This window comes from Flavobacterium sp. HBTb2-11-1, assembly GCF_009826975.1.
Lineage (GTDB): Bacteria > Bacteroidota > Bacteroidia > Flavobacteriales > Flavobacteriaceae > Flavobacterium.
The window spans coordinates 16,881-30,649 of the sequence record NZ_WUMO01000001.1 but is presented as its reverse complement, the minus strand read 5'-3'; the positions used below and the strand labels follow the sequence as shown (position 1 = coordinate 30,649).

Annotated in this window: 13 protein-coding genes; 2 read left to right on the top strand and 11 right to left on the bottom strand. The window is 31.1% G+C overall.

Features of this window, described 5'->3' with window-relative positions; genetic code table 11:
• Positions 1–114: 114 nt before the first annotated feature.
• The 8 genes from GR162_RS00140 to GR162_RS00105 form a co-directional block, all read right to left on the bottom strand.
• The gene (locus GR162_RS00140; RefSeq protein WP_237421264.1) at positions 115–1,002 is read right to left on the bottom strand and encodes a hypothetical protein; all 888 of its coding nucleotides are present in this window, start codon (positions 1,000–1,002) and stop codon (positions 115–117) included.
• A gap of 164 nt (positions 1,003–1,166) precedes the next feature.
• Positions 1,167–2,270 (bottom strand): glycosyltransferase family 4 protein, encoded by a 1,104-nt coding sequence (locus GR162_RS00135; protein ID WP_160780532.1) that lies wholly within the window; start codon positions 2,268–2,270, stop codon positions 1,167–1,169.
• Between the two features lie 9 nt (positions 2,271–2,279).
• Positions 2,280–3,515, bottom strand: a complete 1,236-nt coding sequence (locus GR162_RS00130; RefSeq protein WP_237421263.1) for an MATE family efflux transporter — start codon at positions 3,513–3,515, stop codon at positions 2,280–2,282.
• 73 nt (positions 3,516–3,588) lie between these two features.
• The gene (locus tag GR162_RS00125; protein ID WP_160780531.1) at positions 3,589–4,575 is read right to left on the bottom strand and encodes a hypothetical protein; all 987 of its coding nucleotides are present in this window, start codon (positions 4,573–4,575) and stop codon (positions 3,589–3,591) included.
• Positions 4,576–4,582: 7 nt separating this feature from the next.
• A complete protein-coding gene (locus tag GR162_RS00120; protein WP_160780530.1) occupies positions 4,583–6,262 on the bottom strand; it encodes a hypothetical protein in 1,680 nt (559 codons plus the stop codon).
• Between the two features lie 131 nt (positions 6,263–6,393).
• Positions 6,394–7,017: a transposase gene (locus tag GR162_RS00115; protein WP_160780529.1), complete on the bottom strand. Its 624-nt coding sequence runs from the start codon at positions 7,015–7,017 to the stop codon at positions 6,394–6,396.
• Positions 7,018–7,086: 69 nt separating this feature from the next.
• On the bottom strand, positions 7,087–8,574 hold the full coding sequence (locus tag GR162_RS00110) for a GH3 auxin-responsive promoter family protein (protein ID WP_160780528.1): 1,488 nt from the start codon (positions 8,572–8,574) through the stop codon (positions 7,087–7,089).
• 11 nt (positions 8,575–8,585) lie between these two features.
• Entirely contained in the window at positions 8,586–9,092 is a 507-nt protein-coding gene (locus GR162_RS00105; protein ID WP_160780527.1) for a peptidase, read from the bottom strand.
• Positions 9,093–9,306: 214 nt separating this feature from the next.
• Here GR162_RS00105 and GR162_RS00100 point away from each other — a divergent pair, with 214 nt between their 5' ends.
• Complete coding sequence (locus tag GR162_RS00100; RefSeq protein ID WP_008465789.1) at positions 9,307–9,486, top strand: twin-arginine translocase TatA/TatE family subunit; 180 nt, start codon at positions 9,307–9,309, stop codon at positions 9,484–9,486.
• Positions 9,487–9,577: 91 nt separating this feature from the next.
• On the opposite strand, the gene GR162_RS00095 is transcribed toward GR162_RS00100, so the two are convergent.
• The gene (locus GR162_RS00095; RefSeq protein ID WP_160780526.1) at positions 9,578–11,701 is read right to left on the bottom strand and encodes a Tex family protein; all 2,124 of its coding nucleotides are present in this window, start codon (positions 11,699–11,701) and stop codon (positions 9,578–9,580) included.
• A 116-nt stretch (positions 11,702–11,817) separates the two neighbouring features.
• Here GR162_RS00095 and GR162_RS00090 point away from each other — a divergent pair, with 116 nt between their 5' ends.
• Complete coding sequence (locus tag GR162_RS00090; protein WP_160780525.1) at positions 11,818–12,087, top strand: DUF1294 domain-containing protein; 270 nt, start codon at positions 11,818–11,820, stop codon at positions 12,085–12,087.
• Between the two features lie 139 nt (positions 12,088–12,226).
• Here the strand turns inward: GR162_RS00090 and rpiB are convergent, their stop codons facing one another.
• Both rpiB and GR162_RS00080 read right to left on the bottom strand, forming a co-directional pair.
• Entirely contained in the window at positions 12,227–12,658 is a 432-nt protein-coding gene (gene rpiB / locus GR162_RS00085) for a ribose 5-phosphate isomerase B (protein ID WP_008465784.1), read from the bottom strand.
• Between the two features lie 807 nt (positions 12,659–13,465).
• Positions 13,466–13,699 (bottom strand): putative signal transducing protein, encoded by a 234-nt coding sequence (locus tag GR162_RS00080; RefSeq protein WP_160780524.1) that lies wholly within the window; start codon positions 13,697–13,699, stop codon positions 13,466–13,468.
• Positions 13,700–13,769 lie beyond the last annotated feature (70 nt).

Sequence of the window (13,769 nt, the reverse complement as noted above, 5' to 3'; positions counted from 1 at the left end):
TGTAACTTTTTAAAAAAAAATAAACTAAATACCGCAAATATTACTATCAATATTGAACATGGTTTTCTAAAGATCATCAAAATGGCAATCAAACACAAAAAAACATGGAAAATTCTATTGAAGTTCTTTTCGGAAATGTTCATGATATAATGCAAAATAAATTAGTGGAAAAATACCTATTTTATGTCTCATCGCTGAACCCAAATCTGGTTCAAAAACTCCTTGGGTAATAAAAAATGAAAATAATATAAAAAAAATGAAAAGCTCATACTTATAGTATTTTCTATGCCCAATACATTTAGCAAAACGAACCAATAAAATATAAAAAAGTAGAAGCTGCCAAATTACAAATAAGACAATTTGAGGCGATAAAATATGTTTTAAACCGTTTATTGGAATGTTAACTGTAAAGAAACCGTAAAAAATAGCCACTATTTCTCCATACCAAGTATCTGGTTTTAAAGGCGGAGTAATCATCGAATTTGCATCAGGAGAACCTATACGTTCCTTGTTTACAACCTCACGGCTCATTTCTGAAAAATATTCCCCTTTTAAAATGCCGTAATTCAATGATAAAAAAAAGACAATTAATAATCCGTAAAAAATCGTTGATACAGTCTTGTTTTTAAAATTAATAAAACTAATCAAATACATTCCCCCGGAAATTATAGGAATCAAAGCAAAATAAGGCCTATATAAAGCTCCAAAAAGCATAAAAAGGAATATGGATAAAAGAACGGTTTTTTGAAAGGAATATGGCTTGTTTTTACATAGAAATATAATTGAAGAAATAAATAAAAAAGTGATAAACTCTTTTGATGGCATTGCTATAAAAATAGCAATCATAAAAATTCCTAAGTAGACAATGACATTTTTTACATTTATTTTTTCAAAAGAATCTGGAATTCCAATTTTATATAAAACATACATCAAAATAGGAAATTGTATCAATGCTATCAGTGGAAAAGGAAGATAACGCAGACCTGTAACTTTATAAAACAAAATGGTCAATGGATAACTTCCAAAATAGCCTATTTCATTGTATTTGTCATAAACAATTACAACAGCGTCATAGAAAAACTTTGGAGGTAAAATAAAAAAAGACAGCATTGCAACAAATAAATTTGCTAGTGCAATCACAGAAAATGTGACTCTACTTTTTTTGACTAAAAATTGCATCCTTCTATAACTGTTTTATATAATTTTATATGTTTCTCTACCATTACTTCAATATCAAATTGTTTCGCTTTTAACTGACAAGCATTAACAACATTTATACGAAAATCATCATCTTCAATCAATCTTTTAATACTATCTGCTAATTCTCGTTCATTACTTTTTTCAAACAAAACTCCCGATCCTTTTACTAAACTTGATAATCCTATAACATCTGAACCAATAAAAGGTTTCCCAGAAGCCATACTTTCTATTGCCACCAAACCAAAACCTTCTCCATTTGAGCTTAAAATAGAAATGTCTGCCGTTTTTAAAAGACGATCAACATCTATTCTTTCGCCTAAAAATATAACTCTACTCTCTAATCCCAATTTTTGAACTCTTTTTTCACATTCTTCTTTCAAATTTCCATCACCAACAAAAATTAATTTGAAATTATCTGGTAATAATCTCATTGCTCTAATTACTGTTTCATGATCTTTATGTCTACTAAATCTAGCTACTTGAATTAATAAAGTGTCTTGTTCATTCAATAACTCTGAAATTTCTTTTTTAAAGTAAGGTTTAGCATTGTAAATTACTTTCAAATTAATTCCATTCACAATGACTTTGAATTTATTCTTAGGCAATTTTGTATGATATTGTATTATTTCATAAACCTCATCCGTAATACAAATTATTTTATGATAAAACCGATACATGAATCGATCAATTTTGCTGAAAAAAAAACTTTTAATACGAGGATTAGAAGAGCTGTGTTCTGTAACAATAATTTTTATTTTTGAGAAAGAAATAATTTTTGACAATACAATCCAATATTGAGACGGAAATAAATGGACATGAGCTATGTCGTATTTTTGTAAAAAAGATATCATTCTAAAAACCTGAATTGGATTATATACAGAATATGTACCTAAAGAATAAATATTACAACAATTTTGAGCTTTTAAAGCTTTTAAAAAAGGTAATTTTTTACCGTTTAGTAACAAAAGATCAACATGAATTCCCTTCGCATTATAAATAGGAATGGTTTCCAATAGCAACTTTTCAGCACCTCCCGAATCAAACCTGTTTATAATTTGTATTATTTTCATAATTGTACTTTAATGTAAAAAAATTTTTATTTTATCCTTTTTGTAAATAAAAACTGTCGACACAAAATTCCAGAAAAAAGAACTAGAAACAAATGCAACTGCGGCTCCAGTCATTCCATACATCGGAATTAAAAATCGATTTAAAATAAAATTAATTGCAACTGCTATAATTAAAATGATCTGAAATATATGTTGCCTTCCGGTCATATTCAAATAAACTGGAGCAGATCCAAATACAGAACAAATTCCCTGACCTATAATAACAATTAAAAAAGGTACTTGTGCTGCAATATATTGATGTCCAAAAAAAGACAAAATATATTCTGAAAAAACACACATCAAAAGAACAACCGGAAACGTCATTCCAAAGATTAATCGAACGCTTTTTCTAACTACTTTTTTTAATTCTGCTAAGTTTTTACTTGCAAAAAATTCTGAAATTTTTGAAGAAACAGTAATGTTAATAGTTACAATTATAACCGAAACAATTGTCATTAGTTTAACCCCAACAGAATAAAAAGCAACTGTTTCATCGTTTTTGTATTTCTTTAAAAACATAATATCGAAACACATCAATAGAAACAACGCCAATCCACTTATTGCAATGGGATATGATTTTGTAAAAATCTCTTTTGAAGTAAAGATCTCTTCTGTTACTGTCTCTGTTTTATTAAAATAAATGACTATTAAAATAGAAGTTATAAGTGCTAAAAAAACGAAGCCAATTAAAAAAACATCTACCAGATAGGTTTCTAAATGCCAATAAAATAAAACGACGGAACCAATTATAAGTGGGATATATTTGATAATATTTCTAAATAATTCAGCAACATACAATTTGTCTAGTGCTCTAAAAACTTCTGTGTTTAAAAGGGACAATCCATGAAAAAATAGTACGACTGAACTTTTTAAAAGGATAGAATATACTTCATCATCGAGAAAATAAGTATTAATTCTTTTTTTATCAATCAAAATAAAAACAATTAAGATGAATAATGAAGCTAAAAATAGCATACCCACCATTTTAACATACACTTTTTTTAATTGTCGAAGCTCGTTCTGACTTGCCAATCTACCTTTAAAATATAAAATAGATTGATCAAATCCCAGTAGACAAATACTCCCGATTGCCAAGAGATAAGAACGTACAAAATCATACTGTCCTACTAATTTTGGACTGTATGATTTTGTTAAAAACACTGTGAAACCAAATAACAAAAGAACTCCAAAAATTCGCAAAGCCAAAGTTCCTAAACTCTGTTTTATGAAGGAGTTTTTTGAAATTCGTTCAAAGATCTTAAGCGTTTTCAAACCTATATTATTTAACCTGAGCTTTCAAAAGCTGGCTGCGATAAAACTTTAGAAATAAATGAATTAAAACGAAAAGAAAAAGGAATAATATAGGCAAAATAAACTTAAAGTTTCCATTTGTGACTTTAATACTATTTATGTTTAAAGTCGAATTAATTTTCTTAATTGTTTTATCGTAGTTAATTAGTTTTAATCTGTTTTTACCTTGATCGATTATTAAATACTGTTTTGTTTTAATAATATCATTAAGCTGAGTGTTTTCATTATAATAAACCAGCTTATCGTTTTTTGGTGCGTTCTTTACAGTCTTGGAAAAACCATTTAAAACCTGATCTATCTGAGCAATAATAGTATCGTTTTGAATAATTTGCTGTTCTAGATTTTTGTAACCTATTTTTTGCAGTGCATTAAAATATTCCGAGCTATTTAAATATTTTAGCAATGGTTCTACGATATCTTTTTCATCAGTAATTTTGTCGGTTACAAAAGAAATCGAATGAAAAGTATAGTTTTTACTTGTCACATTATCTTCTAATACTTTTTTGACCTCGCCAACCTCAGCCATTAATTTGATTAGTTCAAAATTTTGCTCTTTGTCTTCAATAAACTTATAAACATCAGCAATGGGCTTAATCTCGACTTTTTTTATCGTTTTTGGATTTTGAATCCCAACTTCTTTTTTCAAGAAAGCAGTATCTCCAGCAATAATTTTAGATTCGATCAAATCTATTTTAGAATAAAGATAATCTACACTTCCAAAATTTGGTGTTACTATAACCTGATTTTCGAATTTTTTATTGTTCGAATCTAAAAGCCAACCTAGTCCAAATCCTAAAACAATCAAAACTAAAACAATCATCCAATTGCGAACAAAGAAATGAATAGATCGAAAAATCTTGGCATTAATTCGATCGAAAAAACCACCAATGCTTTTTGAAAGCTGAAATATATCAATCTCCTGATCTGAATTATTCTGTGGTACTTTTGTACTCATTTACGATTTATTTTATATTGAAAATCTGCTCTAAAATTTTAATAGTAATCAAATAGGTTGGTTTTACACCGGTTGTACCCAATCCGCCTGAAGCAAGCGTGCTTCCGGTTTCCAGAGGATTATCCGAGGCATAATAAGCATAACGAACTTTAATATCATGTGGAACGCTTTTTCTAATTTTTGAGGCAGACTGAATCGCTTTTTGATAATAAGATCCCTCCATTTCAAGACCAATTACACCCCAAGTCGATTCGTGGAAAAATTTCAATAAATCTCTGTTTTGCAAAGAAGTTCCAAGAACGGTCACCATTGCTCCTTCATAAATATCAATATCGTTGCCTTCAAACATAGCACCTGTCAATTCATTTTCGAAGAAATAATTATCTGCCGTTCCTTCGTTGATATGTGCCGTTGGAATCATTATATCGCCTTTTCCTCCTTCCAGAATTCCTGCTTTTCCCATAATAGAAACTGATTTTACGTTAAGTAAAGTTTCTTTCTTGAATGGTTTTAAAAGTTCATCAATTGTTTCATAAGCTTGTTCTCCAAAAGCATAATCCATTACGATTATCACGGGTTTATCTTCGCCTACATTGGCATGTGAAAAAGCGGTTTTTGACCAATCTATTTTAGCTGTATCAAAAATCTGAACGTCAATATTGGTTCCTGAACAATCTGGCAACGAAATCATTCCATTTTTTAAAGCCAATTCTTCAACCTGAGATCTAATTTCTTTTGAACCAGAACCGCTTAATTCTTCATAAATAAAGAAATCTGTTTTTCCTTTATATTTTGTTTTTAACAAAGGCGTTGCAAAAATAGAATTCATAACACTGTGCATATTGGCACTTATTACGTGAATTGGTCTTTTCAACAAATCGTTTGCTTTTAGAACTTCTTTGATATTTGTCGCCCAAATTTCTCCGTGAATATGGTGTCCTAATCTTTCGCGTAAAACTGGACTAAAAGTAATGGTACGCTTGTTGTTTTCAACAATTTCTTCAATCGCAAGTTTTCCTAACCAATAAATTACGTGCAAGAAACGATCTGGTGCAGTTTCAGAACCAAATGAATCGTAAATATCTAAAACTTCTTCAAATGTTCTAGCCAAAATATTTGCTACGTGGGAAATTGCTTTTTCTTTTTCTACCAAAGTAAGCTTTTTGGTTTGCATAACAGCTTGTTCCAGTTTCTGCCAATCACGAGAAACTTCTCCTCCATCGTCTATTAAAACTCTATTTTTAATTTTATGAGATTCAATAAAAATGAAAGTCAAATGTGTTAGGATATCGTAAATGTCCGAACGTCCGCGTGTAATCTCAACGTTCATTTGCTCCTCATCGATTCTGTAACAGTTTCTTCTTCTTTTTGGAGGAACAATTGGCTGAAAATGTGATTTAGAATATCCTTCGTCTGAAGTTAAATTGATAAAGCGGCACTGCTCGATTCCGATTGGAAGACGTTCTATAACGTACAAAAGTCCGTTCAGTTCTACTTTTTCTTCGGCAATATTTCCATAAATTTCTGGACGTAAAGCCAATAATGATTCGCGTAAGCTGTCGCCAGAAACCCCCATTGGTTTGTAAAAACCACGGTTGAATAAATGGCGCATTGTAATGTACATTTTTTCTATCGCGGCAGAAGATTCTTGCGCTCTAGATCTTGATATATGTTTGGTTTCTTTCATGTCTTTTGTATTTTAAAAATCATCTTCGTTTTAAAGAAGATGTAAATATTTCGATAAACGAAAGTAGGAAATATTAATATTATTTCAATCGAAAACTAAAAATGTGATTTAATTATAACGTTTATTTCAAATTAGGATTTACCATCTGTTTTAAATTTATCCTTTGCCCAATTTTCTGGATTTGAAACAATGTAATCAGAAATTCTTTGATATTGATTATTGTCTCTAATGATATTGTCATAAAATAATTTTTGCCATTGATGCGTGTATCCCAATCTATTGGCGTGTTTTGTTACAGCAGATTTATATGATCCAACAATTGACGAAATGGTGTTTTTTCCAATGTTTTGAAAACGTTTTAAACCTGGTTTTTGAAATTCGACAGACGACGACGTTTGTAACATTTGTATTGATGGTAGAGACAGGGCATGCCCTGTCTCTACATTATCCATATTATCAACATTTATATTATCCAATTGTTTATCGATAATCAAAATTCCGTGAATATGATTTGGCATGACCACAAAATCGCCTAATTCAACATTTTTATGGTGCATCGGAATTTGATGCCACAATAAATCGGCAATAATGCCAACTTCTGATAAAATCATTTTATTATTTTGAATTTCTCCAAAATAATGTTTTCTATCCTGTGTACAAATTGTTATAAAATAGGCTCCATTCCAACCATAATCCCACCATTTCGCTCTAATTGAAGAAATACGATATTTATTTTGAAACTTTCCTTGACTCATTTAATTTTCATTTACTTATCCATCATAATTCATCTGAATAAATAACTGCTTAATCTTGGAAATATTATTTCATTTTGTAAGATTATCCGCAATCCTCCTATCATTCGACAATCTCGGAATTTTATTCTGTCCGCCCAGTTTTCCTTGTGATTTCATGTAATTTTGAAATCCATTTTTAGAAACTTTCGTGATAACTACTTTTCTCAAAACATTTCCAGTAATTAAATCGTCGTAATAAATATTCTGTTTTCGCATTGAATTATCGATAGTTTCAGCAAAAGCTTCCATATTTTCAGGCTCTTTCTCAAATTCGATCAGCCATTCGTGATAAGGCAATCCGCTGGCAGGCGTAATTTGTGGTGCCACAGTAAATTCGTTTATAACAATATTGGTAGAACTTACCGCTTCTTTCATAGCATTTTCAACCTCATTGGCAATAACGTGTTCTCCGAAAGCCGAAATATAATGTTTGATACGTCCGGAAACTATAACACGATAAGGCGCCAAAGAAGTAAACTGAACAGTATCTCCAATATTATAACGCCAAAGCCCTGCATTAGTCGAAATAATCAAAACATAGTTTACTCCTACCTCAACTTCACCAATGGTGTAGACTTTCGGGTTTTCGTTAAAAAACTCATCTGCTTTTATGAACTCATAGAAAATTCCAGAATTCAAAAGTAGCAGCATTCCTTTTTCTTTCTGCGAATCTTGGTACGCAAAAAAACCTTCAGAAGCTGGAAACAGCTCAATACTGTCTACCTTTTTGCCAATCATTTGTTCAAACTTGGCGCGATAAGGTTCATAATTTACGCCTCCATAAATAAATAGATTAAAGTTTTTGAATATTTCGCTAATCTTTTTTCCACCGCTTTTTTGCTGTAAACGTTCAAAATACATCTGTACCCAAGATGGAATTCCCGAAATTACAGACATATCTTCTTTTATGGTTTCATCGACAATGGCGTCTACTTTTGTTTCCCAATCTTCTATACAATTGGTTTCCCAAGACGGCATTCTGTTTTTCTGCAGATATTTTGGAACAAAATGCGCTACAATTCCAGAAAGTCTCCCAAATTTAATTCCGTATTTCTCCGTCAAAATTGGACTTCCTTGTAGAAAGATCATTTTTCCGTCAACAAAATCGGCATTTCCTGTTTCGTGAATATAATGCAGAATGGCATTTCGAGCTGCTTCTATATGATACGGCATCGATTCTTTGGTAAGCGGAATAAATTTTGCTCCCGAAGTTGTTCCCGAAGTTTTGGCAAAATATAGTGGTTTTCCTTTCCATAAAACATCTGCCTCTCCTTTTACAACCTTATCAACATAAGGTTTTAAATCTTCGTAATCCCTTACCGGAACTAGTTTCTGAAAATCTTCAAAAGTTTTTATTTGATTAAAATGATGATCTTTTCCAAATTTGGTGTTTTGTGCATTTTCAATCAGATTTTTAAAAACCTTTTGTTGCGTTTCAACAGGTTTTTTAGCCCATCTAAGAGTTTGTTTATATATTTTTCTGGCAAATAGTTTTGCCGCAATTGACTTAATTGACATTTTCAGTGGTATTATTTTTTATCACTTTTCTTTTTGTCTTGAGATTTTGCTTTCAGCTCTGTTTCGGTTTCAGCTACCTCTTCTCTCAATTTTATTTCTGCGTCAGATGCTTTCATATTTAAATCTGAAGCATCTTCAAGAGATTCTGATAATATAGAATCTTTATTAAATTTTGAATATTCTAATTCGCCTTTTAAGACTTTCTGAATCCCTTTTATATAAGCTTCATTTTGTCTCAAAGCCGTTTCTAAAGAATCTGATTTAATGGCCAGTTTAGTAGCATTTCGTTTCAATTCTGTAGAAGAATATCCAGGAATAAATTCTCGAAGGGGTGTAAAAGCAATGATAAAAGTAGTAACTAAAATTAGAAATATTCCGCCTAAAGTAAACGTCACAAAGACATTCATTAAAGTAAGCCTAAAAGAAAATATCTCTTCAAAAGTGTCTTCATTTAAAATTACTAACCGGTTTTTAATGAACAGTTTTTTTCTAAAATTCTTTTTCTTTTTTTGAGTCATTATCCTTCTTTATGCTAGCAAATATAAATAATTAATCAACATGATATTTATTCGAAAAATTACTTGAAGAGCTATAATTTACGATTTTATAAAATATTTAACGCGGTCTGATGCAAATATTTTAAACTAAAAATACTTCTATTTCGTATATTTCTATATACCTTTGCGGAATAATTAAGAAAAACAATTTGCTTCGGCATTAAATATATTAGTCATGGGAAGATTAGGTCTTACAGAAATCCTTGTTATCGTAGGTATTGTGATATTACTTTTTGGAGGTAAAAAAATTCCAGAATTAATGAAAGGTTTAGGAAGTGGAATTAAGGAATTTAAAAACGCTGCTAAAGACGATCAACCTGCTGCTTCTAAAAAACAAGAGGAAGAAACAAAATAAGAAATTCGAAAAAATTAAAATCCCAGATTACAATGTAGTCTGGGATTTTTTTGTTTGTTCCAATTGGAATTCGGAACTTTATTTTTGAAATTTAAAGTATCATCGTCAACTGAATTCTCTTTCTGTCTTCATCAACTTCAGTAACTTTCACATCAACATGCTGGTGCAATTTTACCACTTCGTTTACATCGCTTACATAACCTGATTTTAACTGCGAAATATGCACTAAACCGCTTTCTTTGATTCCGATGTCAACAAAACAGCCAAAGTTGGTGATGTTATTTACAATTCCTGGTAATATCATCCCAGTTTTCAAATCTTTGATTGATTTTACGTTTGCATCAAATTCAAAAACCTTAGCCGACTTTCTTGGATCCAATCCAGGTTTTTCAAGCTCTTTAATGATATCTTTCAGCGTAAGTAAACCAATTTCAGACGTAACATATTTTTCAGGTTTGATAAGCGCTGTTTTTTCTTTGTTTGCAATTAATTCATTCAAAGAAATATTCAAATCCTTCGCCATCTTTTCAACAACCGGATAAGCTTCTGGATGCACCGCCGAATTATCTAGCGGATTCTTAGCATTTGTAATTCTAATAAATGCTGCTCCCTGCTGATAGGCTTTGTCTCCTAAACGCGGCACTTTTTTCAGCTGTTTTCTATCTTCAAAGGGTCCGTTTTCAGAACGGTATTGTACAATGTTTTCCGCCAGCTTCTCCCCGATTCCACTCACATAACTCAACAAATGTTTACTCGCTGTGTTGATATTAATTCCAACCGAGTTTACGCAACGAATTACCGTGCTATCCAATTCTTCTTTAAGTTTCGTCTGGTCAACATCATGCTGATATTGTCCTACTCCAATCGCTTTCGGATCTATTTTTACCAATTCGGCCAACGGATCTGAAAGTCGTCGCCCGATAGAAACCGAACCACGAACCGTTACATCATAATTAGGAAATTCTTCTCTCGCAATTTTTGAAGCTGAGTAAACTGAAGCTCCCGCCTCAGAAACAACAAATACTTGAACTGGTTTGTCAAATGCGATTTTTTTGATGAAAAATTCAGTTTCGCGAGAAGCTGTTCCGTTTCCAATAGAAATGGCATCAATTTGATAGGCGTTTACCATCGAACGGATTTTTTTTATCGCCATTGATTCCTCGTTTTGAGGCGCGTGCGGATAAATCGTTTCGTTGTATAATAAATCCCCTTTTTCGTCTAGACAAACTACTTTACAACCGCTTCTAAATCCTGGATCGATTGCTAAAATACGCTTTTCTCCCAACGGCGGAGCCAATAACAATTGACTCAAATTGTTAGCAAAAACCTGAATTGAATTCGCATCGGCTTTTGCTTTTGCTTCCTGCAACGTTTCGTTTCCAATTGCAGGATTTAATAATCGTTTATAACTATCTTCAATCGCCAACTGTAAATGCGAAGTTGAATTGTTTTGTTTTTTGATGATAATTTCATCAATAACATCGTAAGCATCGTCGATATCAACATCTATTTTCATTTTGATAAAACCTTCGTTTTCTGCACGTAACATTGCCAATAAACGATGTGCTGGCGCTTTTGTCAAAGGTTCTTCCCAATCAAAATACTGGTTGAATTTTTGTGCGCCTTCTTCTTCAGCTTTCTTTTTAACCACTTTTGTGGCAATGGTTGCTTTTCGCTGAAACAATCTACGAAGCTGTTTACGAACATAAATATTTTCATTAATCCATTCAGCAACAATGTCTCTTGCACCCTGAATGGCAGCTTCTTCGTTAATAACATTTTCATTTAAATACTGCGTCGAAATGAAATCAAAATCAACATCGCTTTCAGACATTATTAATTTTGCTAAAGGCTCCAATCCAAATTCGCGCGCCACATCAGCTTTTGTTTTTTTCTTCTTTTTATATGGAAGGTAAAAATCTTCTATTTCTTGTAAATCAAAACTGTCTTCAATTTTTTTCTTCAAATCTGGCGTAAGCGCTTTTTGCTCTTCAATAGATTTTAAAACGGCTTCTTTACGTTTAATAAGTGTATCATAATCTTTTTGAAGTTTTGCAATCTGCTCAATTACAGTTTCATCAAGATTTCCGGTTGCGTCTTTTCGGTAACGCGAAATAAACGGAATCGTACAGTCTTCTTCTAATAATTTAACTGTGTTTTGAATACTGACTGCGGGTGCCTGAACAGACTTGGCAATAAATTGAATATTAGTCATACTTTTAATGAAATGATTTTCTTACTTAAAAATGATATAATTTACTTGTTAAAGCGTTTCTGCAAAATAGTAAATCATTCGGCTAAAATAATATCTTTGTTTTTAATTTTAAGCCAATGGAAGTTTTATTACTATATTTTTTATTTATAAATATTCTCGTTTTTATTTTCGCGGGATATGACAAATCTCAAGCCCGAAAAAATAACCGACGTGTTCCTGAAAAAACCTTGTTTCTCATGGCTTTAACTGGAGGATCGCCAGGGTTATTAACAGCGATGTTATTATTTAGACATAAAACGAGTAAAACTTCTTTTATTGTAAAGTTCGTTGTGATTTTAGCAATTCAATTAGCACTTATAATTGCTTATTTAAACTACAAAAAGTAGATATTAACATTGTTGATAACTCAAAAAATATATTTTAAAACACTGAATAATAAATACTTAAAATAAAAAACCGAGCAAATTAAAAATCGGCCCGGTGTGTTTATTAATAGGTGCGAAGCACCAAATTTTTTTTGACTTTTTATGCACAAGCAATTTTATTCACTCTATTTTGGTGTCTTCCGCCTTCAAAAGCTGTATCTAAGAAAGTTTCAACAATTTCAACAGCTTGGTGAATAGAAGTAAAACGCGCCGGAATACTCACAATATTTGCATCGTTATGTAAACGTGTTAAATACGCGATTTCTTTAGTCCAGCATAAGCCAGCTCTCACTTTCGGGTGTTTATTAACAGTCATCGCAATTCCGTTACCGCTTCCGCAGATTACAATTCCAAAATCAGCTTTTCCTTCAGATACATCATTCGCAACTGGATGTCCAAAATCTGGATAATCTACAGAAGCATCAGTATCTGTACCATAATTAGTTACCTCATAACCTCTAGCTTTCAGCATTTCAACAATTGCTTTTTTATATTCTGGTCCTGCGTGGTCGTTTCCTATCGAAATTTTCATTTTTTTATACTATTAAGTTGTGTTATGCAAATTTACTCAATTAATAAATGGTTGCCACCAATTGCACTAATTTTCACAAATTTTTTTCTTTTTAAGTACTATGTAAACATTCCAAAATAAATTCGTGTACATTCGTGCAATTAGTAACAAATAACCTCATTTTACAACTATCTTACAGTCAAAACCTTATAGGTTATTAACAATTTTGATAACTCTATAACTATCTCACAATCAATGAAGAATAAACAGAATATTTGTTAAAATTTTGAGGTGTTAATAGGAGTTTGTAATTGCTTGATATTCAATTAACTTTAAGTTAACAGAAAATGTTAATAAGTTCGAAAAGAAAATTAGAAGTTTTTTTTGGTTGTTTTCAAAAATTTCATAATCCAAAACTGGATTTAAATATGCAAGAAAAGTTTCGTGAATTTTTGGAAAAGTTATCAATATCAAAAATACCATTTTCAACAGTAATCAACATATCAACTTATCTACAAAATCAATTCAAATTTGGTTGTCAACCGTTGTTAATTAAAATAGAAAAAGTCTTATAAATAAGTAATTTAACTAAAAATAACTATGTTGATAACTCAGAATAAATAAGTAAAACGAGATTTCAATGACTTCAAAAAAAAATTTATTCGACATATTAACAAGCTATAATAACAACCAAATTTTTTTAAATTTTTAAAAATCTTTTTTGTTGTATTTAATATATGTTGAAAACTAAAAAAGTTGAAATTGAAAAATTTTATTTTTTGAATTGAATTTTACTTCTGATTTGAAATTGATTTTTGAATTTTTGTTTCAGACGATTTTGAGAGGATTGTTGAGATTGTCCAGAATTTGCTGAACTTGTTCGAAGTCTTCTGGATGAACTTTGAGTTTGATTCCGCCCAGGGCATTTGAGTAAAGTGGCATAACGGAAAGTGTCATTTCGTTTTCGAAAAAATAAGGAATTCCTTCTTGCTCTAGTAAGTGTTTGAGAACCACTGTTTCGTGCTGATAATTGAATACGGCGATGGTTTGAAAGCTTTCCATATAACGTGTTTTTGTAAATGTACGAAAAGTTATAATTTTAATAATTCTAATTGTTAAAATCTGTAATCTG

Excerpts from the sequence above, each read along its gene's own strand:
- GR162_RS00135 (WP_160780532.1), bottom strand. The coding sequence starts at position 2,270 with ATGAAAATAATACAAATTATAAACAGGTTTGATTCGGGAGGTGCTGAA.
- GR162_RS00125 (WP_160780531.1), bottom strand. The coding sequence starts at position 4,575 with ATGAGTACAAAAGTACCACAGAATAATTCAGATCAGGAGATTGATATA.
- GR162_RS00120 (WP_160780530.1), bottom strand. The coding sequence starts at position 6,262 with ATGAAAGAAACCAAACATATATCAAGATCTAGAGCGCAAGAATCTTCT.
- GR162_RS00115 (WP_160780529.1), bottom strand. The coding sequence starts at position 7,017 with ATGAGTCAAGGAAAGTTTCAAAATAAATATCGTATTTCTTCAATTAGA.
- GR162_RS00110 (WP_160780528.1), bottom strand. The coding sequence starts at position 8,574 with ATGTCAATTAAGTCAATTGCGGCAAAACTATTTGCCAGAAAAATATAT.
- GR162_RS00105 (WP_160780527.1), bottom strand. The coding sequence starts at position 9,092 with ATGACTCAAAAAAAGAAAAAGAATTTTAGAAAAAAACTGTTCATTAAA.
- GR162_RS00100 (WP_008465789.1), top strand. The coding sequence starts at position 9,307 with ATGGGAAGATTAGGTCTTACAGAAATCCTTGTTATCGTAGGTATTGTG.
- GR162_RS00095 (WP_160780526.1), bottom strand. The coding sequence starts at position 11,701 with ATGACTAATATTCAATTTATTGCCAAGTCTGTTCAGGCACCCGCAGTC.
- GR162_RS00090 (WP_160780525.1), top strand. The coding sequence starts at position 11,818 with ATGGAAGTTTTATTACTATATTTTTTATTTATAAATATTCTCGTTTTT.
- rpiB (WP_008465784.1), bottom strand. The coding sequence starts at position 12,658 with ATGAAAATTTCGATAGGAAACGACCACGCAGGACCAGAATATAAAAAA.
- GR162_RS00080 (WP_160780524.1), bottom strand. The coding sequence starts at position 13,699 with ATGGAAAGCTTTCAAACCATCGCCGTATTCAATTATCAGCACGAAACA.